The organism is Spirillospora sp. NPDC048824 (assembly GCF_043198455.1).
Classification (GTDB): domain Bacteria; phylum Actinomycetota; class Actinomycetes; order Streptosporangiales; family Streptosporangiaceae; genus Spirillospora.
This window is the reverse complement of the sequence record NZ_JBICUS010000025.1, coordinates 15,779-39,501: the sequence shown is the minus strand read 5'-3', so window position 1 is coordinate 39,501 and position 23,723 is coordinate 15,779. Positions and strand designations below refer to the sequence as shown.

The following is a 23,723-nucleotide window of genomic DNA, read 5'->3' as shown; positions in this document are numbered from 1 at the left end:
GGACACAGGTCACCTGACACCGGGTCGCCCCGCCGGAAAGGGTGACGGTGAACACCCGCGACGGCGGGGCGAAAGGAGAGGGACGGGATGCGAGCGGTCCTGGCACGCGCCGCCGTGCTTGCCGGCGCGTTCACCGCGGGGGCCGTGGCGGCACGTGCCGCGACCATCCCTCACCTCCGCAGCCTCACCGCCGACCTGCAGCGCTCCCGGGAGCGGATCCTCGCCAGCCGGGAGGAGGAGCGGCGGCGGCTGCGGCACGACCTGCACGACGGGCTCGGGCCGACACTGGCCAGCCTCGCGATGTCGCTGGACGCGGCGCGCATCACGCTGGCCGGAGAGCCGGAGCGGATGGAGCCGCTGCTGTCCGACGTCCGGGACCGGCTGGCGACGGCCGTCGGGGAGATCCGCGACCTCGCGCACGGGCTGCGCCCGCCCGCCCTGGACGACCTCGGGCTCGTCGCCGCCATCGAGTCGTTCGCCGGAGGCTGCTGCGAACGGGTGGACGTGCGGTTCGACGGCGAGCATCTGGAACTGCCGGCGGCGGTGGAGGTGGCGGCGTACCGGATCGTCCAGGAGGCGCTGACGAACGTCCGGCTGCACGCCCCCGGCAGCACCGCGACGGTCCGGCTGTCCCGCGACACCGACTTGCGGCTCGTGGTCGCCGACACCGGGCCGGGCCTGCCCGACCTTGCCCGCAACGGCGGCCAGCCGAGGTCGCGCCGCGGCATGGCCGCGATGAAGGAATGGGCGGCGGAGCTCGGCGGCAGCTGCTCGATCACGTCCCGGAGCGGCGGCGGGACCGTCGTCTCGGTCCGGCTTCCGCTCGCCGCCGCGGAGACCGCCGCCGGGTACCATCGTCCTTCGACCGGAAGAGGCGGACGCAGATGACGGAGAACATCCGGGTTCTCATCACCGACGACCACCCGGTGTTCAGGCAGGGCCTGAAGGGGCTGCTGCAGGCGCTGGGCGTGGAGGTCGTCGGCGAGGCCGAGAACGGGCCGGCGGCGGTGCGGCTCTCCGCCGAACTGCAGCCCGACGTCGTCGTGATGGACCTGCACATGCCGGGCGGCAACGGCATCGAGGCCACCCGGACGATCACCCGGACCAGCCCGCGCATCGGCGTGCTGGTGCTGACGATGTTCCGCGACGACGACTCGGTCTTCGCGGCGATGCGCGCCGGCGCCCGCGGCTACCTGCTGAAGGAGTCGGGCGCCGAGGAGATCGCCCGCGCCGTGCGGGCCGTCGCGGCGGGCGAGGCCATCTACGGGCCCGAGATCGCCCGCCGCGTGCTGACCTACTTCACCGACATGCCCGACCCGCGTCAGGCCGCGTTCCCGGAGCTGACCGAGCGGGAACGGGAGGTCCTCGAACTGATCGCGCAGGGCCGCAGCAACACCGAGATCGCCGGGACGCTGTTCCTCAGCCCCAAGACCGTCCGCAACCACGTCTCGAACATCTTCATGAAGCTGCACGTCGCGGACCGCGCGCAGGCCATCGTCGTCGCGCGCGAGGCCGGTCTCGGCGAATCCGCGCGTTGACCGCGGTGACGGCCCGCCGCGCTTGCGTGCATGGCTGAGGCCGCTTCACCAAGTATTCGCCGCCCCGCGGACGCGTGACGCGTGGACGCGTGGCGTGGCGTGGAACACGCGAACGCCCCCGCGGCCGGGGGCGTTCGGGTGCTCTGTTCAGGCGCTCTTCTCCCGCGGCTCACGCTTGGGGCGGTCGCGGGGGACGAGCGTCGGGTTGACGTGCTCCAGGACCGCCTCGCGGGTGATGACGACGCGGGCGACGTCCTGCCGGCTCGGCACCTCGTACATCACCGACAGGAGCACTTCCTCCATGATGGCGCGCAGGCCGCGCGCGCCGGTACCGCGCAGGATCGCCTGGTCGGCGATCGCCTCCAGCGCGTCGTCGGTGAACTCGAGGTCGACGCCGTCGAGTTCGAAGAGGCGGTGGTACTGGCGCACCAGCGCGTTCTTCGGCTCGGTGAGGATGTTGATCAGGGCCTCGCGGTCGAGGTTGTGCACCGAGGTGATCACCGGGAGCCGGCCGATGAACTCCGGGATCAACCCGAACTTCAGCAGGTCCTCGGGCATCACCTCGCCGAACACCGCCGACGACTCCTCGAAGTCGGACTTGGAGCGGATCTGTGCACCGAAGCCCATGCCCTGCTTGCCGACCCGGGACTCGACGATCTTCTCCAGGCCGGCGAACGCGCCGCCGCAGATGAACAGCACGTTGGTGGTGTCGATCTGGATGAACTCCTGGTGCGGGTGCTTGCGGCCGCCCTGCGGCGGGACGCTCGCGGTGGTGCCCTCCAGGATCTTCAGCAGGGCCTGCTGGACGCCCTCGCCCGAGACGTCCCGCGTGATCGAGGGGTTCTCGCTCTTGCGGGCGACCTTGTCGACCTCGTCGATGTAGATGATCCCGGTCTCGGCCTTCTTGACGTCATAGTCGGCCGCCTGGATCAGCTTGAGGAGGATGTTCTCGACGTCCTCCCCCACATATCCGGCCTCCGTCAACGCCGTGGCGTCCGCGATGGCGAACGGGACGTTGAGGAGCTTGGCGAGCGTCTGCGCGAGGAGCGTCTTGCCCGATCCGGTGGGGCCCAGCAGCAGGATGTTGGACTTGCCGATCTCGACCGGTTCGTCCCTGCCGGTGTCGCCCGACTGGATCCGCTTGTAGTGGTTGTACACGGCGACGGACAGCGCCTTCTTCGCCGTGTCCTGCCCGATGACGTAGGAGTCAAGGAACTCGTAGATCTCCCGCGGCTTGGGCAGGCTGTCCCACTTGAGGTCGGAGGTCTCGGAGAGCTCCTCCTCGATGATCTCGTTGCAGAGATCGATGCACTCGTCGCAGATGTACACGCCCGGACCCGCGATGAGCTTTTTGACCTGCTTCTGGCTCTTACCGCAGAACGAGCATTTCAGCAGATCACCACCGTCGCCGATGCGTGCCACCCAACTGTCTCCTTTTCGTGGGGCCGCCCGCCTTGGAGGATGCGGCGCAGCTCGGTTGCGTCCCGAAGGCTCTCGACGTTGGACTCGACGTTACCGCCTCCAACGGACTTGGAAAGCCCCTCGCCCGGAAGTGTGGCGGCCGGGCTCGGGGATCTCCGCATCCTCGTGTCGTCTCAGGACGACACTACCTCGGCCTTGCGCTTCCTGCTGGCGAAGACATCGTCGATGAGACCGTAGTCCTTCGCCTCGTCCGCCGTGAGGATCTTGTCGCGTTCGATGTCCTTGCGGACCTCGTCCATGCTCCTGCCGCTGTGCTCGGCAAGGATGCTCTCCAGCAGCTCGCGGATCCGCATGATCTCGCGCGCCTGGATCTCAATGTCGCTGGACTGGCCGTAGGTGCCCTCGGTCGCGGGCTGGTGGATCAGGATCCGCGAGTTGGGCAGCGCGGCCCGCTTGCCCGGCGTCCCGGCCGCGAGCAGCACCGCGGCGGCCGAGGCGGCCTGGCCGATGCAGACGGTCTGGATGTCGGGCTTGACGAACTGCATCGTGTCGTAGATCGCCGTCATGGCGGTGAACGAGCCGCCGGGCGAGTTGATGTAGATGCTGATGTCGCGGTCGGGGTCGATCGACTCCAGCGTGATCAGCTGGGCCATCACGTCGTTCGCGGACGCGTCGTCGATCTGCACGCCGAGGAAGATGATCCGCTCCTCGAACAGCTTGTTGTACGGGTTCATCTCCTTGACCCCGTACGTGGTGCGCTCGACGAACGACGGAATGATGTAGCGGCTCTGCGCCGGAGCCGGGGAGCCGCCCGCCTGGACGCCGGGCCGGACCAGATCGCTGAAGCCGGGTCGGTTGAGATCGCTCACTGTGTGCCTCCGATAAGTGAACAGGTCGTCAGGAGACGGTGCCCTCGGAGGGCACCTGGGTGGCACTGAGCACCACGTGGTCCACCAGCCCGTAGTCCTTGGCCTCGTCGGCGGTGAACCAGCGGTCGCGGTCGGAGTCGCGCTCGATCTGCTCGAGCGACTGGCCGGTGTGTTCGGCGATCTTCTCGGCGAGCGTCTTCTTGACGTAGAGCATCTGCTCTGCCTGGATCTTGATGTCGGAGGCCGTGCCGCCGATGCCGCCGGACGGCTGGTGCATCATGATGCGCGCGTGCGGCAGGGCGTAGCGCTTGCCCGTCGTCCCGGCGCACAGCAGGAACTGGCCCATCGAGGCGGCCAGGCCCATGCCCACCGTGACGATGTCGTTCGGGACGTACTTCATGATGTCGTAGATCGCCATGCCGGCGGTGACGGAACCACCGGGCGAGTTGATGTAGAGCGTGATGTCGCGCCGGCCGTCCTCGGCCGACAGCAGCAGGAGCTCGGCGCAGATGCGGTTGGCGATATCGTCGTCGACCTGCTGGCCGAGAAAGACGATCCGCTCGCGCAGCAGCCGCTGGAACAGCTGGTCGCCCAGAGGCGACAGGGGCGCCTCGGCGACCCGCGCCTGGATCCGCGACGACTCGTCGAAAGTCGGAGGCATGCTCACCGGTGTTCCTCCGGTCCTTTTTAATCGGTTCGGATGTTTGGACATTAACGCGCGCACGGGCCCGCTTAAGCCCGGGGGGCCGCCTTTTCGCCAGGGGCGTACCCGCGCGGCGCCGGACGCCTCCCGACACTCCCGGCGATCTTCATGAAGGCGGCATCCCCCCGGGGACGCCTCCCACACCCGTTTCGCTCCGCCCCGCACCCCGGTTCTCCGCACTCAAAGCGGACGCCCCGCACCCGGTGACCGGATGCGGGGCGTGCCCGATGCTCAGAGAACGTCCAGGAGGTGCTAGGAGTCCTTGTCCTGCGCGTCCTTCGCCTCAGCGGCCGGAGCCTCCTCAGCAGCGTCCTCAGCCGTCTGCGCGGGCGCCTCCCCGGCGTCCTCGACGGTCTCGGCGTCCTCGGCCGTCTGGGCGTCCTCGGCCGTCTCGGCGTCCTCGGCCTGGACGGTCTCGCCCGTCTCGCCGTTCAGCTCCCGCTGCACGGCCTCGACGTCGATCTCGTTGCCGGACTCGTCCTTGACGGCGACGTGCTCGACGACGAGGTTCAGCGCCTTGCTGCGCAGCACCTCGGAGACGATCGCCGGAAGCTGGTTGTTCTGGGTGAGGTACTCGGCGAGCTGCTGCGGCTGCACGCCCATCTGCATCGCCTGGGTGACGACGTACTCGCTGAGCTCCTCGTTCTCGACGGTCAGCTCCTCCTGGACGGCGAGCTGGTCGAGCACGAACCCGCCCTTGACCGCGAGCCGGGCGGCGTCGGCGACCTCGGTGTCGAACTCCTCCGCGGTCTTCTCCTCGCCGGAGAGGTAGTCGTCCTTGGTCATGCCCGCCATCTGCAGCTGCTGCTCCAGCTGCTGGTTGCGGCGGTCGATCTCCTCCTCCACGACCTTGTCGGGAAGCGGGATCTCGACCTTCTCCAGCAGCGCCTCGAGGGCCTTGTCGCGCGCCTCGGACAGCTGCTGCATCTTCACCTGCCGGCCGAGCCGCGTCCGGACGTCGTCGCGGAGCTCGCCGATGGTGTCGAACTCGCTGGCGAGCTGGGCGAACTCGTCGTCCAGGTCGGGCAGGTTCTTCACCTTGACGCCCTGCACGGTGGCGGTGATCTCGGCCTCCTCGCCGGCGTGCTCACCGCCGGTCAGGGTGCCCGTGAACGTCTTGTCCTCGCCGGCGGCCAGGCCGATGAGCGCCTCGTCCAGGCCCTCGATGGCCGACTTGCTGCCGACCTCGTAGGAGTAGCCGCTGGTCGAGGCGTCCTCGATCTCCTCGCCGTCGATCTTCGCGACCAGGTCGACGGTGGCGAAGTCGCCCTCCTCGACGGCCCGCTCGGCGTTGGTGAGGGACGCGAACCGCTCGCGCAGGTTGTCGATCGTCTCGTCGACCTGCTCGTCGGTGACCTCGGCGTCGTCCACCACGACCTCGAGGCCGTCGTAGTCGGGCACCTCGAACTTCGGCCGGATGTCGACCTCGGCGGTGAACGCGAACTGGGTGCCGTCCTCCAGCTCGGTCACCTCGACGTCGGGCTGCCCGAGCACGAAGATCTCGGACTCCTCGACGGCGCGGCCGTACAGCTCGGGAAGCGCGTCGTTGACCGCCTCCTGCAGAACCGCACCCCGGCCGACGTACTTGTCGATCAGCGGGGCGGGGACCTTGCCGGGCCGGAAGCCCTTGATCCGCACCTGCTGCGAGATCTCCTTGTACGCCTTGTCGAGGTTCGGCTTGAGCTCGTCGAACGGAACCTCGACGGTGAGCTTGACCCTCGTGGGGGTCAGCTCCTCGACATCGGTCTTCACTGGGGTAGGTCTCCTTGATCGGGCGCTGTCTCGGCCGCGGCGTTCGACGCGTACTTCTTCCTGCCTGCGAGCTTGTTGCCTGCGAGTCCTCGGACTGCACGCCTACGGGCCCGGTACCCGGTCCGTCTGCGTCGTCACTCAGCCGGTCAGTCTCTCAGCGGCGCGGGCACGCCGAATACGGCTCCGCGCCTTCGCGCGGCCAAGTCTATGGGGTAGCGGAGCCGTGTGCGGACATCGGACGCCCGCAAGACAGGCGAACCCGCGTCAACGTTCCCGCACGGGCAGTGACATAACGCATCGGAAGGCCCATACTCGTCCGGGATGAACGGGATAGCTGCGGCCTTCAGTGCCACCGGGCTCTACTACCTCGGGTTCGCCGTCTTCAAATTGGCCGCGGACCGGATGGCCCCTCTCCGGGGCAACCGCATCATGCACATGATCTGGACGATCGTCACCAACTGGATCTTCCTGATCGCTCTCACGATCGTGCTCGGCGGGCTCGGCCTGCAGATCCTCGCGCTGAGCATGCTGCCGTTGTCGACCGCCGTGCCGATCTTCATGTCCGGCATGGTCCCGCTGCTGCTGATCGCGCTGGTGTTCTTCGGAGAGCGGCTCACCGCGCGCGAGTGGCTGAGCGTGGTGCTGATCGGCGCGGCGATCCTGCTGCTCACCGCGTCGCTCAGCGGGGACGAGCCGATCGGCTCGGCGGACGCGCCGCTGTGGAAGATCGCGGTGGCGGTCGCCCCGGCGGTGCTCGTGCCGCTGCTGATCCTGGTGCTCGGCGACTACCGGCCGGACGGCCGGCACGCCCGCCCGGTCACCGGGATCGCCTACGGGCTCGGCTCGGGCTTCCCGGTCGGCACCGCCGAGCTGGCGATCAAGGGGTGGAGCGACCACGCGGACGCCACCAGCCTGCGGATCGCGCTGACGCCGTGGCCGTATCTGACGGTGATCGCGGCGGCCATCGGGTTCGGGATCATGGTCATGGCGTTCCAGCGCTGCCGGGTGTCGATCGTGGCCACCGTGATGACGGTCAGCGCCAAGACGTACCTGCTGGCGATGGGCACGTTCATGTACGAGGAGGCCTGGCCGCAGGACGGGGCCTACTCCGCGATGCGGCTGGGCGCGCTGACGCTGGGCGCGATCGCCGTCCTGCAGTTCCCCCGGCACAGGCCCGTCGAAGGTGAGCCCCGCGACTCCCGGGAGGACCTGTCCTCCGCGCACGACCCGTTCGGCGGTTTCGTGCAGGGCGGGCCGGCACTCGGGGGGCCGCAGCTCCGCCATGCCGACCAGCCGTTCCCCGGACATGCCGACCAGCCGTTCCCCCACCTCAGGGAGCGGGCCGAGGACGGGACGCCGCTCCTGTCGGCACCGCCGCAGCGTTCGCCGTACGCGCAGGACCCGCTCGGCCAGGGCCCCTACGACCGGCCGCCGGGAGCGGAGCCGCGGCCGCCGCGTCGTCCCGTCCGCCCGGAGAGCCCCACGGAGACGGGTACCGACGGACGCTGGCGCGGCTTCGGCAACTGACCGGCGGCGCCCCCGGTCCCGCCCGTCCGACGTTCGCTTGCGGCGTGTCGCCCTTTCGTGGGCCGATGAGGGCGACACGCCGCAGCTCAACGGTTCTTGCGGTCCTTGGCGGGGAGACCCTTGTCCAGCCCTGCGCGGCGGAGGGCGTCGGCCATGGCACCGCCGCCGGAGGCGTCGCCGCCTCCCTGGCCGCCTCGTCCGCCTCCGCCTTGCCCGCCGCGTCCACCGCCCTGACCTCCGCGCTGGCCGCCCTGCCCACCGCCTTGCCCGCCGCGTTGGCCACCGCCTTGCCCGCCGCGTGGGCCACCGCCTTGCCCGCCGCGTCCGCCGCCGCGGTTCTGGCGGCCGCCTCGGTCGCGCTGCTCGCCGCGTCCGCCGCCGCCCTGCCGGTCACGACCCTGCCGGTCGCCGCCTTGCCTGTCACCACCGGGCCCGTCACCACCGGGCTCGTCGTCCAGCCGTAGCGTGAGCGAGATGCGCTTGCGCTGCAGGTCGACGTCCAGGACCTTGACGCGGACGATGTCGCCGGGCTTGGCGACATCGCGCGGATCGGACACGAACTTGTCGGACATCGCGGAGATGTGGACGAGCCCGTCCTGGTGGACGCCGACGTCCACGAACGCGCCGAACGCGGCGACGTTGGTGACGACGCCCTCCAGGATCATGCCGGGCTCGAGGTCTCCGAGCTTGTCGACGCCCTCCTTGAACGTGGCGGTCTTGAACGCCGGGCGCGGGTCGCGGCCGGGCTTCTCCAGTTCGGCGAAGATGTCGGTGACGGTCGGCAACCCGAACGTGCCGTCGACGAAGTCCGCGGGCTTCAGCGAGCGCAGCGCGGCGGTGTTGCCGACGAGCGCCTTGATGTCGTTGCCCGCCGCGTCCAGGATCCGGCGGACGACCGGGTACGACTCCGGGTGCACGCTGGAGGCGTCGAGCGGGTCGTCCCCGCCGGGGATGCGCAGGAAGCCCGCGCACTGCTCGAACGCCTTCGGGCCGAGCCGCGGGACGTCCTTCAGCCCGCCGCGGGTCCGGAACGGGCCGTTGGCGTCGCGGTGGGCGACGATGTTCTCCGCGAGCCCGTCGCCGATGCCCGACACGCGGGTGAGCAGCGGCGCGGACGCGGTGTTGACGTCGACGCCGACGGCGTTCACGCAGTCCTCGACGACGGCGTCGAGCGACCGGGACAGCTTCACCTCGGAGATGTCGTGCTGGTACTGGCCGACGCCGATCGACTTCGGGTCGATCTTGACCAGTTCGGCGAGCGGGTCCTGGAGCCGGCGGGCGATGGAGACGGCGCCGCGCAGCGACACGTCCATGCCGGGCAGTTCGCGGCCGGCGTATTCGGAGGCCGAGTACACCGACGCGCCGGCCTCCGACACCATGATCTTGGTGAGCTTGAGGTCGGGGTACCGGGCGATGAGGTCGGCGGCGAGCTTGTCGGTCTCCCGGGACGCGGTTCCGTTGCCGATGGAGACGAGGTCGACCTTGTGCTCGCGGGCGAGGCGGGCGAGCGTCTCGATCGACTCGTCCCACTTCCGGCGCGGTTCGTGGGGATAGATCGTGTCGGTGGCGACGACCTTGCCCGTGGAGTCGACGACGGCGACCTTGACGCCGGTGCGCAGGCCGGGGTCCAGGCCCATCGTCGAGCGGGTCCCGGCGGGCGCGGCGAGAAGCAGGTCGCGCAGGTTCGCGGCGAACACGCGGACCGCCTCGTCCTCCGCCTCCTGCCGGAGCCGGGTGCGCATGTCGATGCCGAGGTGGACGAGGATGCGGGTGCGCCACGCCCAGCGGACGGCGTCCGACAGCCACTTGTCGGCCGGACGGCCCTGGTCGGTGATCTGGAACCGGCGCGCGATCTCCACCTCGTAGGAGCTGCGGGCGCCTTCCTGGGGGGCCTCCTCGGGCTCCAGGTCGAGGTCGAGGACCTCTTCCTTCTCGCCGCGGAACAGTGCGAGGACGCGGTGCGAGGGCAGCCTCGTGAACGGCTCGGCGAACTCGAAGTAGTCGGAGAACTTCGCGCCCGCCTCCTGCTTGCCGTCCCGGACCCGTGAGACCACCCGGCCCCGGTTCCACATGCGTTCGCGGAGGGCGCCGATGAGGTCGGCGTCCTCCGCGAAACGCTCGACGAGGATGGCCCGCGCGCCCTCCAGCGCGGCGGCCGCGTCGGCGATGCCCTTGTCCGCGTCCACGTAGTCGCCGGCGGCGGCCTGCGGATCGTGGGACGGGTCGTCCAGCAGCAGGCCGGCGAGCGGTTCGAGGCCGGCCTCACGGGCGATCTGCGCCTTGGTGCGCCGCTTCGGCTTGTACGGGAGGTAGATGTCCTCCAGCCGCGCCTTGGAGTCGGCCGCCGTGATCTGGGCTTTGAGCGCGTCGTCGAGCTTGCCCTGCGACTCGATCGAATCCAGGATCGCGGCGCGGCGCTCGTCCAGCTCGCGCAGGTAGCGCAGCCGCTCCTCCAGCGCGCGCAGCTGCGCGTCGTCGAGGGTGCCGGTCGCCTCCTTGCGGTAGCGGGCGATGAACGGGACGGTCGCCCCGCCGTCGAGCAGGTCCACCGCGACCCGCACCTGTCCCTCGCCGACGCCGATCTCCTCGGCGATGCGCTGGGTGATGGGCCGGACCGCGGGCTCGGTGCCCTGCTGGCCGGTGGACGTCTGGCTGGTGGTCGCTGTCACAGCTTGGATTCGCTTTCTCCCCTGGATGTCAGCGTGCATTGTCCAGGGAACGGGCCTCGTTGTCTTGTCACCGCGTTGTCTTGTTACCGCGTTGTCTTGTTTCCGCTCGATGACCGCCGAGCACGTGGGTGCGCTGGGGGCAGGGTAGGTCTAAGCCCCCTGCATCCGCCCGCGAAAGTGGGCCTAGCACCACCGAGCCCTGGACCGGGGCAGACCACAATGAGGGAGTCGGGATCTACCGGATGGAACGCCCACGGAGGACCAGGTGAGTGAACGCCAGCACGTCGTCGAGCTACTCGCAGAGTATGCGCGGCGTGTCCTCACGAGCTTCATCCGCGGGGTCGTCCAGATCGTGCTGGCGTTCACCGTGAACCTGCCGCTGTTCATCCTCGCGGTGTTGTCGCTGGTGTTCATCCCGCTGGGCGTGGGAGTCGTGCTGACACCCGTCGCGTTCCAGGCGATCCGCACGATCGCCGACCGGCAGCGGGCCTGGGCGGCCGAATGGTCGGGCGTGCGGATCGCCGTCCCGTACCGGCCGGAACCGCCGGGCGTGCTCGGCCCGTTCGCGCGGCTGCGGTGGCTGCTGGCGGACCCGGCGTCGTGGCGCGACCTCCTGTGGACGTTCGTGAACATCCCGGTCGCGCTCGTCCTCGGGGTCCTGGCGGGCGGTCTGGCGGTGTACGGGCTGGAGGGCGTGTTCGTCGCGCCGTGGATCGCGTTGTTCGGGAACTTCGGCTGGGGCCCGTTCTGGACGCTGGACGACTACGGGCTGCTCGGCTTCGCCGGCCCGATCGTCCTCGGGGCCGGGATGGTGGCGGCGTCCGTCCCGCTGGGGCCGGTGTTCCTGAAGGCGCACGCGCTGTTCGGCCGGGCGCTGCTCGCACCGACGCGGGGCGCGCTGACCGAGCGCGTCCAGCGGCTCACCGAGACGCGTTCGGAGACGGTGGACGCGTCCGCCGCCGAGCTGCGCCGCATCGAGCGGGACCTGCATGACGGCGCGCAGGCCCGGCTGGTCGCGCTGAGCATGAACATCGGGCTCGCCGAAGAGATGATGAAGCACGATCCGGAGACCGCGCAGCAGCTGCTGGCCGAGGCCCGCGCCGCCAGCGGGACGGCCCTCACCGAGCTGCGCGACCTGGTCCGCGGCATCCATCCGCCGGTCCTGGCCGAGCGCGGTCTGGACGGTGCCGTCCGGGCGCTGGCGCTGACCCTGCCGCTGCCCGTGGACGTCCGGATCGACCTGCGGGGGCGTCCGGACGCCCCCGTCGAGTCGGCGGCGTACTTCGCGGTCGCGGAGATGCTCGCCAACGTGGTCAAGCATTCGGGCGCGCGGCGGGCGTGGCTCCAGATCGAGCATTCGGACGGCCGGCTGCTCACGATCATCGGGGACGACGGGACGGGCGGCGCCGATCCGGCGCGGGGCTCCGGCATGCGCGGCATCGAGCGCCGGCTCGCGGCCTTCGATGGGACGATGGCCGTGACGAGCCCGCCCGGCGGGCCGACCGTCGTGACCATGGAGCTGCCGTGCGCGTTGTCATCGCCGAAGATCTCGCCCTCCTCAGAGACGGGCTGATCCGCCTTCTCGGGGCGTTCGGGTTCGAGGTCGTCGAGGCCGTCGACAACGGCCCGTCGCTGCTGCGGGCGCTCACCACGCACCGTCCGGACGTGGCGGTCGTGGACGTGCGGCTCCCGCCGACGTTCACCGACGAGGGCCTGAGGGCGGCGCTGGAGGCGCGCCGGGAGATCCCCGGGCTGCCGGTGCTGGTGCTGTCGCAGCACGTGGAGCAGTTGTACGCGCGGGAGCTGCTGTCCGACAGCACGGGCGGCATCGGCTACCTGCTGAAGGACCGGGTGTCGGACGTCAAGGTCTTCGTGGAGGCGGTGCGGCGGGTCGCGGGCGGCGGCACCGCCCTGGACCCGGACGTCGTGGCGCAGCTGCTGACCCGGCATGCCCGCGAGGAGCCGCTGCAGCAGCTGACCCCCCGCGAGCGCGAGGTGCTCGGGCTGATGGCCGAGGGCCGCTCGAACGCGGCGATCGCCGGGAAGCTGTTCGTCACCGAGAAGGCGGTCAGCAAGCACACCAACGGCATCTTCGGCAAGCTCGGTCTGCCGCAGTCCGAGGACGACAACCGGCGGGTCCTCGCCGTCCTCGCCTACCTGGGCGCCTGACGGCTTGCCCCAGCGGCCAGGGCCCGCCGGGTCACCGCGCCCAGGGCGGGACGAGCCGCTCGTCGCCCTGGGGTGCGATCTCGCATTTGGAGTCGTCGACGACCTCGTCCGGGTCGTAGGCGAGGCAGCCCGCGTGGGCGGCGACGACGGCGGTGAACCCGGCGTCGGGCGGCGAGGTCATCTGGCGCGGCGTGTCGGCGGGCAGGACGACGGTGTCGCCGGGGCCCGCCTCCAGCTTGCGCCCGTCCAGGTCGATGGTGGCGGTGCCTTCCAGGAACGTCCAGACCTGCTCGGTGTCGAAGGCGTGCAGCGGGCCGGTCCTGCCGGGCGCCATGTCGACGCGCCAGACGGCGAGGCCCCGCGTGCCGCCCTGGGTGGGCGTCGCGAACGTGGTCATGGTGCCGTTGGGCGTGTCGGTGCGGCGGCTTTCGGCGTCGTGGACGAGCGTCATGAGCCCCAATCCCCTAGATTAGACAATGTGGTTGTCTATATAGTCAATGAGGTTGTCCTCTATGTCAAGTGACGGCGACGCCCCGGGGTTCGAGCTGCCGCTGAGGCTCTTCCTCGCCTTCCGGGTGATCATCGATGAGCTGCACACCGAACTGGCCGCCCAGGGACATCCCGACATGCGCCCGCTGCACGGCTTCGTGTTCCAGGCGATCGGCCCGGACGGCACGACGGCGGTGGAGCTCGGCCGCCGGCTCGGGGTGTCCAAGCAGGCCGCGGGCAAGATGATCGAGTCGCTGGAGCGGATCGGCTATGTCGAGCGCACCGCCGACCCGTCCGACGCCCGGCGCAAGATCGTCCGGCTGACGGCGCGGGGCACGGACTCCCTGGACCGGTCCGCGCGGATCTTCGACCGGATCCGGGACGACTGGGCGCAGCGACTGGGCGCCGACCGGGTCCGCGCGATGGAGGACGACCTCCGGCAGGTCACGCCCGCCGACCTGTGGCGGCTGGACTTCCCCGGCTGGTTCGGGACGCCCTGAAGATTCTTTCCGGAACGTCCGCCCGTATGTGCCCAGGCAGCCGCTTAGACCACCGTTTCCCTCGATCACGGGCCGTCCCGAACCCCTTGAACGCGCCGTTCCACCCGGTTACCATCTGGCCAATTCTTAGGAAACTTTCCTAAGAATTATGCGGGGATTCCTGTTTGCTCGGGGGCCGATCGAACGGAGAATCATGTCAGGACCGGGCGGACGGCGGGCCATGGCGCTCGCCGGCGCGACATCACTGGCGGTGGCCACCGCCCTGCTCACGGCGCCACCCGCGTCGTCGGCCGGGACGGTCACCGCCACCTGTACCAAGACCCAGGACTGGGGCACGGGCTTCGGCGGCACGTGCACGATCACCAACGGGACGGACGCGTCCCTGAACGGCTGGACCATCGAGGCCGACATGCCGTCCGGGACGGCCGTGACCTCGGTGTGGGACGCGACGAAGAGCGTCTCCGGCGACCACTACACGTTCACCAACGCCGGCTGGAACGGGACTCTCGCCGCGGGCGCCACGGCCGGCTTCGGGTTCAACGGGACCGGGCCCGGCTGGTTCACCGGCTGCACGGTCAACGGCGCTGCCTGCGACGGCTCCGGCGGACCCGGCGACGACAGCGAGGCTCCCGCCGCCCCGTCAGGTCTGCGGTCCACCGGCGCGACCGCCACGAGCGTCTCGCTGGCGTGGAACGCGTCGACCGACAACGTCGGCGTCACCGGCTACGACGTCTACCGGGGCGCCACGAAGGCCGCCTCGGTGACCGGCACCACCGCCACCGTCGGCGGGCTGTCGGCCGGCACCGGCTACAGCTTCACCGTCAAGGCCCGCGACGCCGCCGGGAACAGCTCCCCCGCGTCCGCCCCCGTCTCGGTCACCACCGACGAGGGCGGCGGCGGCCCCGGGAACGGCGGCGGGAAGGTCATCGGATACTTCGCCGAGTGGGGCGTCTACCAGCGCAACTACCACGTCAAGAACATCGAGACGAGCGGCTCCGCCGACAAGCTCACCCACATCAACTACGCGTTCGGCAACGTCCAGGGCGGCAAGTGCACCATCGGCGACGCCTACGCCGCCACCGACAAGGCCTACACCGCCGACCAGAGCGTCGACGGCGTCGCCGACACCTGGGACCAGCCGCTGCGCGGCAACTTCAACCAGCTCCGCAAGCTGAAGAAGCTGCACCCGGACCTGAAGGTGATCTGGTCGTTCGGCGGCTGGACGTGGTCCGGCGGCTTCGGCCAGGCCGCGCAGAACCCGGCCGCGTTCGCCGAGTCCTGCTACAACCTGGTCGAGGACCCGCGCTGGGCGGACGTGTTCGACGGCATCGACATCGACTGGGAATACCCGAACGCCTGCGGCCTCACCTGCGACACCAGTGGCCCTGAGGCACTGGAGAACCTGCTGTCGGCGCTGCGCTCCAAGTTCGGCTCGAACAACCTCGTGACGGCCGCGATCACCGCCGACGCCAGTCCGGGCGGAAAGATGGACGCGACCGACTACGCCGGCGCCGCCCAGTACGTCGACTGGTACATGCCCATGACCTACGACTACTTCGGCGCCTGGGCCGCCCAGGGACCGACGGCACCGCACTCGCCGCTGACGTCCTACCCGGGTATCCCGCAGCAGGGCTTCAACTCCGCCGACACCATCGCCAAGCTGAAGTCGAAGGGCATCCCGTCGAGCAAGCTTCTGCTGGGCATCGGCTTCTATGGCCGCGGCTGGACGGGCGTCACCGAGTCCGAGCCGGGCGGGACCGCGACGGGCGCCGCACCCGGCACCTACGAGGCCGGCATCGAGGACTACAAGGTCCTCAAGGGCAGATGTCCCGCCACCGGCACCGTCGCCGGCACCGCCTACGCCAAGTGCGGCAGCCAGTGGTGGAGCTACGACACGCCGTCCACCATCGGCGGGAAGATGGCCTACGCCCAGGACGAGGGCCTGGCGGGCGCCTTCTTCTGGGAGCTCAGCGGCGACACCTCGAACGGTGAGCTGATCGCCGCGATCAAGAACGGTCTCGGCTGAGCCGTTCACCCCGGGGGACCTCCCAGCCCCCTCAGGCAGCCGAGACATCGGGCCCCTGACCACCTTGGACGCCGGTTAGGGGCCCGTTCCATGCGTTGCGGCGAAGATACGAGGATGGTGAGACGGTTGTTCGCCCGACGACGTTTGGAGCTCCCTTGCACGACCGGATGCTGGGCAAGACGTACCGGAGCAGATCCGGTGAGGTTCGGTGGGACGTGCATGGGGACGAGCACGCGGACCCGGTCGTCCTGCTGCACGGCACGCCGTTCTCGTCCTACGTGTGGCGTGGTGTCGCGCGTGCTCTGGCAACGACCCACCGCGTGTACGTGTGGGACATGCCGGGGTACGGGACGTCTGAGATGAGTGCCGGGCAGGACCCCGCTACCGCGCCCTCGCCCTTGTCGACCCCGTCGCGCTCGCCCCGTGGGGGTCGCCGTTCTTCCGTCTGGTCGGGGCCTCCGACACCTGGATCCCCGCCGCCAAGGGCCACGAACTCGCCGCCCTCGTCCCCGGTTCGGGCCTCCAGGTGATCGACGGGGCCGGACACCTGGTGCAGGAGGACGCGCCCGCCGAGCTGACCGCCGCGCTCGCCGCCTTCCTCACATGATCGCGGCCGTGCTGTTCGACCTCGACGGGACGCTCCTCGACCATGAGGGGGCGGCGGCCGAGGCGATCATCCGCTCGTTCCCGGACGCGGACCCGGCGTGGCTCGTCCCCCGCTGGACGGAACTGAGCGAGGCGGCGATCGACCGGTACCTCGCGGGTGAGCCGGGCCTCGCCGCACAGCGCCGCTCCCGGATCGTCCCGCTGGCCCGGGAACTGGGGCTCAGGCAATGGGACGACGCCCGTGGGCGGCACCGGCCGTGTCCCGGTGCCGCCCGCGCACGTCCGGGTCAGGACGTCTGGAGGCTCGCCTGGATCTCCAAGATGATCTGCACCTTGTCGCCCAGCCCGAGCCCGTTGCCGCCCGGAACCTTGCCGGCGTCGCCGACGCCGAACTCCAGCCGGCTGATCTCGCCCGTCGCGGTGAAACCGGCGCGAGCGCCCTTGAACGGGTCGTCCTGCCGGAACGGGTCCGGGCCGAACCCGCCCAGCTCCAGATCGAGGGGGACCTGCTTGGTGAGGCCGCGCAACGTCAGTTCGCCGTCCAGGATGAAGCCGTCCCCGTTGCGGCGCACCCCGGTGGAGCGGTACGTCATCGCCGGGTACTTCTCGACGTCGAGGTAGTCGGCGGACCTGACGTGCGCGTCGCGCTGGGCGTTGCCGGTATCGATCGAGGTCAGGTCGATGGTCGCGGTCACCGACGAGCCGATGGGGTCCTCGCCGGTCACGACCGTCCCCTCGAACGTCCCGAAGCGCCCGCGGACCTTGCTGACCATCAGGTGCCTGATGGTGAAGCCGACGTCGGAGTGGACGGGGTCGATGGTCCAGGTGCCGGCGATGTAGCCGGGGATCTCGACAAGCTCGGTCGTCATCGTGTCTCCTAGGGTTACGACAAGTAAGGCGGTTCTGTTTGGGAACCGCCTCTATGGTGCGGACACCCTCGGAGTCGGCACAAGAAGGCACTTTTTTCTGCCCTGGTCACCTGGAGATAACCATGGAGCACACACCCGCGGGGTGCCGGGCCCGCGAGATCCTCGACCGCGTCGGCGACAAATGGTCGCTGCTGGTGATCGCGCTGCTCGGCGAGCGCACCAAGCGGTTCACCGAACTCAAGCGCGAGATCGACGGCATCAGCCAGCGGATGCTCACCGTCACCCTGCGCGGCCTGGAACGCGACGGCATCGTCACGCGCACCGTGTACCCGGTGATGCCGCCGCGCGTGGACTATTCGCTCACCCCGATGGGCGCGACGCTGATGGACGCGGCCAACACCCTCGTGAGCTGGGCGGAGTCCCATCTTAAAGAGATCGACGCCGCCCGCGCCGACTACGACGTCCGCACCGCGGAGACGGAGGCCCTCAAAACACCGTGAGGCCCGCGGCGCGGCGGCCCCGAGGCATTTCTCACCCTTGATTGGCCCAATTCTCCACGTATCGTACAAAAAGGACAGTGAGGGGAGCCTGACGTGCTGCGCGTGTTCTGTTTCCACACCCTCGGGATCACGGTCGAGGACCTCTACCTGGTCGACCCGGACCCCCACCGCGGCGGACACGAACGCGGCGTCCGCGTCGAACTGCGGCTGCTCGGCACACCCTCCTGGCGCGGCTCCCCCAACGCGTCCCAACAGGTCGTCGTGGACCAGGCCGTCTGGCGGGCCGACTTCCTGGAGTCGGTCACCGGCGGTCCAGGCTCCAAGGACCGCATGCACCACCACCCGGGCATGCTCGACAACGAGCCCGGCCGGCGCGTCTTCGAGCCCGGCCTCACCGCCGACCCCATGGGCTGGCTCGAACACCGGCTCTCCGACGTCCTCCCCCTCCTGAAGGCCGCCCACGTGGACGCCCGCAGCCACCACGCGTCCGCCGAAGCCCTCCGCGAAGCGGCCCCCGAGGTCGCCGGTACCGTCGCGACCGCCCTGGGCGAAGTCCGCGCCGGCACCCTTGCCACCACACCCCCCGAAACACCTATACGTCCCTCATAATCTCCTTTACCCCTTTCCCGCACTTCAGCAGGGCGTCAACAAACGGTGATCGCCCGGTATGAGGCGTTACGCGGCAACCCTTCAGGGAACTGCCTGGCAGCGACTGGATCCGCCACTCATTACTTAGGGAAATGGGGAAGAGCATGCGCAAGTTCCTCGGAGCGGTGAGCCTGGCCGCCCTGGTCGCGTTCGGTCCCGCGGCACCCGCATTCGCGGAGCAGGCCAAGCCACCGGCCGTCCAGCAGGTGCAGCAGGCGCAGAACGAGGACGACGGCGGCGGCAAGGCGGGCCTGTGGGGCTTGCTCGGCCTCCTGGGTCTCCTCGGCGCGATGGGCATGAGGAAGACCAAGAAGCCGAAGGTCGGAACCGCGGAGACCCGCACCGGCACCGGCCGCCGCGAAGGCCCGGGAATGTAGGACGCGTCCCCGCATCCGGCCGCCGCCCGAGCGCGCCTCACGGCGTCGACCGAGCGGCGGCCCGGGACGTCCCGTCGGGCTGGCGGGATTTGAACCCACGACCCCCGGCACCCAAAGCCGGTGCGCTACCAAACTGCGCTACAGCCCGCACACGATGACGCGAGAAGTCTAGACCCGATCAGCCCCCGCCGCCGCTCCTAACCCGGCGCCCGCACCACCGGGCACGCCCGCCCCCGGAACCCTGTACGCTACGGGTTGGCGATCGAGGGCCCGCAAACCCTCCGCTCGCGGGCGTAGCTCAATGGTAGAGCCCCAGTCTTCCAAACTGGCTACGCGGGTTCGATTCCCGTCGCCCGCTCCCACTGAGAAGGCCCAGGCAGGAACCCTGTTTCCCCACCTGGGCCTTGCTTTTCGCCATGATCGCTAAGGCTTTCGTGCCCGTTGCGTGCCCGATGGCTTGGCCGTGCCCTTGTCACTCTTGTCACCCTGCCGAGCCAACTTGAAGGCATCGCCGAGGGCCGCCGCGATCACCTTGTCCCGGTCCTGACTGGCGTGCTGGTAGATCAGCGCCGCCCGCGTCGAGGCGTGCCCCATGCGGGACATCAGCTCTTTGAGGCTTGCACCGGTCGAGGCTGCGAGGGTGTTGCCGACGTGTCGAAGGTCATGGAAGTGGAGGTCAGGGAGGCCGACGTCAGCCCGGACCTTGTTCCAGATGCGCCGGAAGCCGGAGCGCCGGAGAGGGCCGCCCCGAGGGCCGACGAAGACCCGGCCGTTCGGACCGTCCTCGGCGAACTCGTCCAGGTGCGCTTGCAGGTCCGGGACGATCTCCGGAGGGATCGACACCACGCGGCGACCGGCCCGGGACTTGGGCGTGTCCTCCAGGAGTTGACCGCCGTCCAACTCGGCCAGGGAACTGACCACGCGCACGACGCCCGCGTCCAGGTCGAGATGTTGCCGCCGCAGTCCGGCCAGCTCTCCCCACCGCAGACCTGCGAACGTGCCGAGCAGGACGAGCGCCCGGTAGCGGTCGGGAATCTTGGTCAGGATCTCCACCACCTTGGTTAGCGGGATCATCTGCCGCTCTGGCGTGTCGGGCACGCCGGCCCCCTTGATGCGGCAGGGGTTGCGGCGGATCAACTCGTCATCGACCGCCGTGCTCAGGATCGACTTGAGGAGCTGGTAAGACTTCGCGACCGTCGATTGTCCGACCGCGCCGAGCCGCTCTTTGCGCCAGCGCCGGACGTCGGCCTCACGGATGTCGGCGACGTTGTACTTTCCGAAAGTTGGAAGGAGGTGGTTGCGCAGCAGGGCGCGATAAAGCCCCTCCGTACGAGGCTTGAGAACGCGGTCATCGATCCACTGTTTCGCGAAGACCTCGAAGGCGACCTTGCCCGCGTCCGGGTCCACCCACTCACCGCGCGTGATCTCGGCCTCTTTCAGGACGAGCCAGCGCTCAGCCTCTTTCTTGGTCCCGAAGGTGTTCGGCGCGGGACGCTCGATCCCGTCCGGCCCGAGGTAACGAGCTTGGAAGCGCCCGGACGGGAGTTGCCGAACGCGCCCGAAGCGTCGCTTGCCAGCCATTACGCGGCCCTCCTTGTGCCTCGCAGGGTGACCGGCTCGACGAGACCGGCCGCGATGAACTCGTGAAGTGCGGATTCGGGGATTCGGACGAACCGTCCGACCTTGACGAAGCGGATGCGCCGTTCCTCCACCAGGCGACGGGGGAACCGCGGAGTCGTATTGAGCACCTCGGCCGCCTGGTCGTAGGTCAGGAGCCGGTCATCAGGGTCGAAGGCCGCCATCTGCTTACCTCTGCCGGTCACGCTGCCTCCGCGGTTGCCGAAAGTTCTGGGGTGGGGTTGTGGGTGGCTTGGTCGAGTTGCCGACGTCGTTGGATGCGTTCGTTGATCAGCAGGAGGAGGCGTTGTTCTGCGGGTTTCACGTCCGGGTCGCCGGGTCCGGCGCGTTCCCAGACGTGGACGGCGTTCGGGTCGGTCGGGTTGGTGACGGGCACACCGGCCTCAGCCAGCCGCGCGAGCACCCAGGCCTTACGGTCGGCTTTGTGATCGGCGAGGGTCTTTCCCGACCACTTGCGCGACACCAGGACCCGCCGTCCGCCGTAGCCGAGATGCTCACGGCGATGTGCCTTGCCCTTGCAGAAGCCGGGCATCATGCCCTTGCGTGGGTTCTTGGGTTGGACGCCGTAGCGCAGCCAGTTCGCGCACGTCGGTGAGCACGGTTCGTAGCGGAGGGTCTCGGCCATCCGGTCGACGTGCTCACGCTGCGCGCTGGATTCGGCGTTGTGGCATTCGGCTACGCCCTTGACCAGGTACTTAGTCAGGTAGCCGATGCAGCGCCGAGAGTCCGGGGAGTCGGCCATGACGCCTTGTGCGTCGACCTGCCGCCCGAACTTGACCACGTGAAGCGGTTCGGCATCCCCGTCTTCCCCAAGGGCGTCTAGGGCCTCATCCCAGGTGGGCAGGACCTCACCGGTTGCCGGGTCGAGGTAGCCGCCGTTCTCGCCCGCCACGTCATCCCAGACCGGCAGCCGCTCCCCCTCGAAGACCACGCGATCGGTCGAGGGCCACCACACCTGGTGATACGTGGCCGCGACGACCTGACGCAGCTCAGCCCGCGAAATCGTGCCGCGAATGGCCATGTGCAGATGGGGAGCCAGGCGCCGTTGTGGTTCGACGGCGGCGAAGTACTGCACGTCGTGGCCGACGAAGCGGCGCAGGTTCTGCACGAAGCGGTCTATGAGCTTGGAGAAGTGCAGGGCATCGCGCGCGGCCCGCGTGTAGTCGTAGGTGTCGGGGTCGACGGGTGTTCCGTCCGAGCGCACCCGCCCGTAGGAGTCGAGGGTGAGGGTGAGGAAGATCGAGGGCCGGAAGGTCTTGCCGTCACGGCCGCGGAACACCTTGCCGACCGTGCGGGAGTCGACCGGCCGCCGAGGAAGGTCCGGAGCATCCTGCCGCCGCCGGGTCGACCGGGTTCGCCGGCTCTTGCTCTCGTCACCGGTCTTGAGGGCACCGCGCACGCCCGACCGTTCGAGTTCATGGTCGAGGTCACCCACCACGGCATCCCAGAACTCGGAGTCTTCCCCGTCCGCCGTCCCGTCCTCGGCCGCCTTATCCCGAGCTGCTTGGGCTTGGGCCCGCAGCTCCATCCACGCGCGTTGCTCGTCATCGGGGTCAGCGCGGGTGATCTGGGGTTCGGTGTCCAGATGCCAGCCTTGACGGCATTGCACGGCCCGGAGTTTGCGCTTGCGTTCGGCGCACGAGGGGCACACCGAGGCCAGCGTGTGACCGCAGGGGACATACACCATCTCGGCCGCGCCCGAGGTGAGGTCGACCCGCCGCATGGGCACCGGCCGGATACAGACGCCGTGCTCGACCGCGACCGATTCCAGCACCCCGCGCGCCAGCGGAGGCAGCGTCTTGACCACCGCTTCCGGGGCAGGTTCGGGCGAGGAGGCGTCGACGTCCGGGGCGTCGAGGGTGGGTTGCGTGACGCGAGGGCGGGTTCTCGTCACGCGGCCCCCTCGATGTCGAGATCGGGCAGCCCGTAGGCGACCATCGACCGGATATCGGCGTCGGAGACGAACGCCGCCCGCACCCGCACCGGATCCGGCGAGGTCTCCAGCCGGACGAACCCCACCCCCGCGCCGATCTCCGGGACGGAGGAGATTTGATCGGCTAGGGCGCCACGGTCACGGGCACCGTCGCCAAGGACCATGTCGACCTGGTCGTCTTCATCGAGTCGGAGGGCGATCCGGTCGGGGAACAGGTTGCGCAGGTTGTTGACCTCTTTGCGCGCGTCCTGCTGCGCACCGATCACGCAGTACCCCACCGACCGCCCCTGTGTGGTGAGCACCGCAAGGGCCGACTCGGCCCGCTTGCGAAGGTCGCGTTCGGGGCAGTAGGCGGTCAGGAACGCCAGCTCATCCACCACGATCACCCGGAACGGAAACTCACGCGAGGGCGTGAACGACCGGGTGAGACCGGCGAAGCGTTCGGCACGGGCGTTCATGTCCTCAGCCGCGGATTCCAGGAGCTTGACCATGCCGCCGGACGGATCGGAGGAGTACCGCCCGTACCGTTCGAACAGCGCCCGCCCAAACGACAGTTCCATGCGCTTGGGATCGACCGCCCACACCTCCACCAGCCCGGACAGCAGGAGCGGCAGCAGCGCGCGAATGGTCGACCAGATGACCGAGCCCTTACCGGCCCCCGTCGCCCCCGCGATCAGAACGTGCGTACCGAGGAGCCGCAGCCGCCAGGGTGAGCCGTCCTCGGCCCGTCCGACCGGCAATGCCCGTAGGTCGACATCGGAGGCGTCCGGGACGGGCAGCGCCGGTATCGGGACGGCGAGGGCGTCACGGCGGACGAACTCCAGCCAGATACGGCCTGGACGGTCCCCGTCTCGGACGCGGACGAGGGTTGCGCCGAAGCCGTGCGCCAGGTTGGCCGCCACCCGCTCCCATGCGTCGGGGGCCTGCCCTTTGAGCATGCGGACCAGGACCCGATCGGAGGTTGGACCGCAGCGGACGCGGACGAGGGAGGGCAGGTACTCCCGCCCTTTGTGGGTCTTGGTGAGCCCGGCCGTGACCAGGACGGGTTGCCAGTCCCGCCGGTAGACGAACACCAACCGCCACCAGGACCGGACGGGACGAACCGCGTACCGGACGAAGGACGGACGGTCCACACCCGCCCACAGGGCCAGGCCGACGAGGACGAGGGCAAGGACGAGGACGGGGACGGTCCACCCGAACCGGTAGCCGAGCCAGCCGAGCCCGGCCGTGATCGAGACGGGGACGATGTTGCGGACCAGGAACACCAGCGTGCGGACGAGGAAGCGGACGGCGTTGACGATCAGGACCAGGCCCTCTGGCATGTGCCACACCGGAGGCGCCCACTTGGGGGCCGCGAACGGGTCTCGTTGGGTTTCGACCGCGACGTTTTCGCCGGGTCCGAGCTTGCGGAACTCCCATGCCATGATGGGTCACCTCTTCTTTGTTCAGGGGAGAGAAGCGGGGCGGCCGGAGGTACCAGCTCCAGCC

General features: G+C 69.7%; 22 protein-coding genes and 2 tRNA genes. 12 read left to right on the top strand and 12 right to left on the bottom strand.

What is annotated here, in order from left to right; translation table 11 throughout:
- Nucleotides 1-87: 87 nt before the first annotated feature.
- Nucleotides 88-888 carry a sensor histidine kinase gene (locus ACGFIS_RS33670; RefSeq protein ID WP_392973657.1) on the top strand — a complete coding sequence of 267 codons (801 nt, stop codon included), beginning with the start codon at nucleotides 88-90 and terminating at the stop codon, nucleotides 886-888.
- Nucleotides 885-1,538, top strand: coding sequence for a response regulator (locus tag ACGFIS_RS33665; RefSeq protein ID WP_392906046.1), 654 nt, complete (start codon nucleotides 885-887; stop codon nucleotides 1,536-1,538). The genes ACGFIS_RS33670 and ACGFIS_RS33665 overlap by 4 nt, the downstream gene beginning before the upstream one ends.
- 147 nt (nucleotides 1,539-1,685) lie before the next feature.
- On the opposite strand, the gene clpX is transcribed toward ACGFIS_RS33665, so the two are convergent.
- From clpX to tig, 4 genes are all read right to left on the bottom strand, one after another.
- Entirely contained in the window at nucleotides 1,686-2,960 is a 1,275-nt protein-coding gene (gene clpX, locus ACGFIS_RS33660) for an ATP-dependent Clp protease ATP-binding subunit ClpX (protein WP_392906047.1), read from the bottom strand.
- 173 nt (nucleotides 2,961-3,133) lie between these two features.
- On the bottom strand, nucleotides 3,134-3,796 hold the full coding sequence (locus ACGFIS_RS33655) for an ATP-dependent Clp protease proteolytic subunit (RefSeq protein ID WP_392906507.1): 663 nt from the start codon (nucleotides 3,794-3,796) through the stop codon (nucleotides 3,134-3,136).
- A 61-nt stretch (nucleotides 3,797-3,857) separates the two neighbouring features.
- On the bottom strand, nucleotides 3,858-4,490 hold the full coding sequence (locus ACGFIS_RS33650) for a ClpP family protease (protein ID WP_239067243.1): 633 nt from the start codon (nucleotides 4,488-4,490) through the stop codon (nucleotides 3,858-3,860).
- A 294-nt stretch (nucleotides 4,491-4,784) separates the two neighbouring features.
- The gene (gene tig / locus ACGFIS_RS33645) at nucleotides 4,785-6,284 is read right to left on the bottom strand and encodes a trigger factor (protein ID WP_392906049.1); all 1,500 of its coding nucleotides are present in this window, start codon (nucleotides 6,282-6,284) and stop codon (nucleotides 4,785-4,787) included.
- A 321-nt stretch (nucleotides 6,285-6,605) separates the two neighbouring features.
- Between tig and ACGFIS_RS33640 the strand changes: the two genes are divergently transcribed.
- Complete coding sequence (locus ACGFIS_RS33640) at nucleotides 6,606-7,811, top strand: hypothetical protein (protein ID WP_392906050.1); 1,206 nt, start codon at nucleotides 6,606-6,608, stop codon at nucleotides 7,809-7,811.
- An 86-nt stretch (nucleotides 7,812-7,897) separates the two neighbouring features.
- Here ACGFIS_RS33640 and ACGFIS_RS33635 read toward each other — a convergent pair whose 3' ends face one another.
- On the bottom strand, nucleotides 7,898-10,480 hold the full coding sequence (locus ACGFIS_RS33635; RefSeq protein WP_392973655.1) for a Tex family protein: 2,583 nt from the start codon (nucleotides 10,478-10,480) through the stop codon (nucleotides 7,898-7,900).
- 265 nt (nucleotides 10,481-10,745) lie between these two features.
- On the opposite strand from ACGFIS_RS33635, the gene ACGFIS_RS33630 reads away from it, so the two are divergent.
- Nucleotides 10,746-12,053, top strand: coding sequence for a sensor histidine kinase (locus tag ACGFIS_RS33630; RefSeq protein ID WP_392906053.1), 1,308 nt, complete (start codon nucleotides 10,746-10,748; stop codon nucleotides 12,051-12,053).
- A complete protein-coding gene (locus ACGFIS_RS33625; protein WP_392973653.1) occupies nucleotides 12,005-12,649 on the top strand; it encodes a response regulator in 645 nt (214 codons plus the stop codon). Before ACGFIS_RS33630 ends, ACGFIS_RS33625 begins: the two co-directional genes overlap by 49 nt.
- A 31-nt stretch (nucleotides 12,650-12,680) precedes the next feature.
- On the opposite strand, the gene ACGFIS_RS33620 is transcribed toward ACGFIS_RS33625, so the two are convergent.
- The gene (locus tag ACGFIS_RS33620; protein WP_392973651.1) at nucleotides 12,681-13,100 is read right to left on the bottom strand and encodes a cupin domain-containing protein; all 420 of its coding nucleotides are present in this window, start codon (nucleotides 13,098-13,100) and stop codon (nucleotides 12,681-12,683) included.
- 61 nt (nucleotides 13,101-13,161) lie between these two features.
- On the opposite strand from ACGFIS_RS33620, the gene ACGFIS_RS33615 reads away from it, so the two are divergent.
- From ACGFIS_RS33615 to ACGFIS_RS33605, 3 genes are all read left to right on the top strand, one after another.
- A complete protein-coding gene (locus ACGFIS_RS33615) occupies nucleotides 13,162-13,638 on the top strand; it encodes a MarR family winged helix-turn-helix transcriptional regulator (RefSeq protein WP_392973649.1) in 477 nt (158 codons plus the stop codon).
- Nucleotides 13,639-13,831: 193 nt separating this feature from the next.
- Nucleotides 13,832-15,664 (top strand): glycosyl hydrolase family 18 protein, encoded by a 1,833-nt coding sequence (locus ACGFIS_RS33610; RefSeq protein ID WP_392973647.1) that lies wholly within the window; start codon nucleotides 13,832-13,834, stop codon nucleotides 15,662-15,664.
- A gap of 167 nt (nucleotides 15,665-15,831) precedes the next feature.
- The gene (locus ACGFIS_RS33605) at nucleotides 15,832-16,194 is read left to right on the top strand and encodes an alpha/beta fold hydrolase (protein ID WP_392973675.1); all 363 of its coding nucleotides are present in this window, start codon (nucleotides 15,832-15,834) and stop codon (nucleotides 16,192-16,194) included.
- A 363-nt stretch (nucleotides 16,195-16,557) separates the two neighbouring features.
- Here ACGFIS_RS33605 and ACGFIS_RS33600 read toward each other — a convergent pair whose 3' ends face one another.
- Nucleotides 16,558-17,139 (bottom strand): YceI family protein, encoded by a 582-nt coding sequence (locus tag ACGFIS_RS33600; protein WP_392906061.1) that lies wholly within the window; start codon nucleotides 17,137-17,139, stop codon nucleotides 16,558-16,560.
- Between the two features lie 122 nt (nucleotides 17,140-17,261).
- Here ACGFIS_RS33600 and ACGFIS_RS33595 point away from each other — a divergent pair, with 122 nt between their 5' ends.
- From ACGFIS_RS33595 to ACGFIS_RS33585, 3 genes are all read left to right on the top strand, one after another.
- Nucleotides 17,262-17,639: a winged helix-turn-helix transcriptional regulator gene (locus ACGFIS_RS33595; RefSeq protein ID WP_392906062.1), complete on the top strand. Its 378-nt coding sequence runs from the start codon at nucleotides 17,262-17,264 to the stop codon at nucleotides 17,637-17,639.
- 93 nt (nucleotides 17,640-17,732) lie between these two features.
- Nucleotides 17,733-18,248 carry a hypothetical protein gene (locus tag ACGFIS_RS33590; RefSeq protein WP_392973645.1) on the top strand — a complete coding sequence of 172 codons (516 nt, stop codon included), beginning with the start codon at nucleotides 17,733-17,735 and terminating at the stop codon, nucleotides 18,246-18,248.
- 143 nt (nucleotides 18,249-18,391) lie between these two features.
- Nucleotides 18,392-18,664 carry a WGxxGxxG family protein gene (locus tag ACGFIS_RS33585; RefSeq protein ID WP_392973643.1) on the top strand — a complete coding sequence of 91 codons (273 nt, stop codon included), beginning with the start codon at nucleotides 18,392-18,394 and terminating at the stop codon, nucleotides 18,662-18,664.
- Nucleotides 18,665-18,738: 74 nt separating this feature from the next.
- On the opposite strand, the gene ACGFIS_RS33580 is transcribed toward ACGFIS_RS33585, so the two are convergent.
- Nucleotides 18,739-18,812, bottom strand: a tRNA-Pro gene (locus ACGFIS_RS33580).
- Between the two features lie 139 nt (nucleotides 18,813-18,951).
- On the opposite strand from ACGFIS_RS33580, the gene ACGFIS_RS33575 reads away from it, so the two are divergent.
- Nucleotides 18,952-19,022, top strand: a tRNA-Gly gene (locus ACGFIS_RS33575).
- Nucleotides 19,023-19,087: 65 nt separating this feature from the next.
- Here the strand turns inward: ACGFIS_RS33575 and ACGFIS_RS33570 are convergent.
- The 4 genes from ACGFIS_RS33570 to ACGFIS_RS33555 all read right to left on the bottom strand — a co-directional run bounded on the left by ACGFIS_RS33570 (nucleotide 19,088) and on the right by ACGFIS_RS33555 (nucleotide 23,659).
- On the bottom strand, nucleotides 19,088-20,245 hold the full coding sequence (locus ACGFIS_RS33570) for a tyrosine-type recombinase/integrase (protein WP_392973641.1): 1,158 nt from the start codon (nucleotides 20,243-20,245) through the stop codon (nucleotides 19,088-19,090).
- Complete coding sequence (locus ACGFIS_RS33565) at nucleotides 20,245-20,487, bottom strand: helix-turn-helix domain-containing protein (RefSeq protein WP_392973639.1); 243 nt, start codon at nucleotides 20,485-20,487, stop codon at nucleotides 20,245-20,247. Before ACGFIS_RS33565 ends, ACGFIS_RS33570 begins: the two co-directional genes overlap by 1 nt.
- A complete protein-coding gene (locus tag ACGFIS_RS33560; RefSeq protein ID WP_392973673.1) occupies nucleotides 20,484-22,109 on the bottom strand; it encodes a replication initiator in 1,626 nt (541 codons plus the stop codon). Before ACGFIS_RS33560 ends, ACGFIS_RS33565 begins: the two co-directional genes overlap by 4 nt.
- Nucleotides 22,110-22,192: 83 nt before the next feature.
- Entirely contained in the window at nucleotides 22,193-23,659 is a 1,467-nt protein-coding gene (locus ACGFIS_RS33555; RefSeq protein WP_392973637.1) for an FtsK/SpoIIIE domain-containing protein, read from the bottom strand.
- Between the last annotated feature and the right edge of the window lie 64 nt (nucleotides 23,660-23,723).

Excerpts from the sequence above, each read along its gene's own strand:
- ACGFIS_RS33670 (WP_392973657.1), top strand. The coding sequence starts at position 88 with ATGCGAGCGGTCCTGGCACGCGCCGCCGTGCTTGCCGGCGCGTTCACC.
- ACGFIS_RS33665 (WP_392906046.1), top strand. The coding sequence starts at position 885 with ATGACGGAGAACATCCGGGTTCTCATCACCGACGACCACCCGGTGTTC.
- ACGFIS_RS33650 (WP_239067243.1), bottom strand. The coding sequence starts at position 4,490 with ATGCCTCCGACTTTCGACGAGTCGTCGCGGATCCAGGCGCGGGTCGCC.
- ACGFIS_RS33640 (WP_392906050.1), top strand. The coding sequence starts at position 6,606 with ATGAACGGGATAGCTGCGGCCTTCAGTGCCACCGGGCTCTACTACCTC.
- ACGFIS_RS33620 (WP_392973651.1), bottom strand. The coding sequence starts at position 13,100 with ATGACGCTCGTCCACGACGCCGAAAGCCGCCGCACCGACACGCCCAAC.
- ACGFIS_RS33615 (WP_392973649.1), top strand. The coding sequence starts at position 13,162 with ATGTCAAGTGACGGCGACGCCCCGGGGTTCGAGCTGCCGCTGAGGCTC.
- ACGFIS_RS33610 (WP_392973647.1), top strand. The coding sequence starts at position 13,832 with ATGTCAGGACCGGGCGGACGGCGGGCCATGGCGCTCGCCGGCGCGACA.
- ACGFIS_RS33605 (WP_392973675.1), top strand. The coding sequence starts at position 15,832 with ATGCTGGGCAAGACGTACCGGAGCAGATCCGGTGAGGTTCGGTGGGAC.
- ACGFIS_RS33600 (WP_392906061.1), bottom strand. The coding sequence starts at position 17,139 with ATGACGACCGAGCTTGTCGAGATCCCCGGCTACATCGCCGGCACCTGG.
- ACGFIS_RS33595 (WP_392906062.1), top strand. The coding sequence starts at position 17,262 with ATGGAGCACACACCCGCGGGGTGCCGGGCCCGCGAGATCCTCGACCGC.
- ACGFIS_RS33585 (WP_392973643.1), top strand. The coding sequence starts at position 18,392 with ATGCGCAAGTTCCTCGGAGCGGTGAGCCTGGCCGCCCTGGTCGCGTTC.
- ACGFIS_RS33570 (WP_392973641.1), bottom strand. The coding sequence starts at position 20,245 with ATGGCTGGCAAGCGACGCTTCGGGCGCGTTCGGCAACTCCCGTCCGGG.
- ACGFIS_RS33555 (WP_392973637.1), bottom strand. The coding sequence starts at position 23,659 with ATGGCATGGGAGTTCCGCAAGCTCGGACCCGGCGAAAACGTCGCGGTC.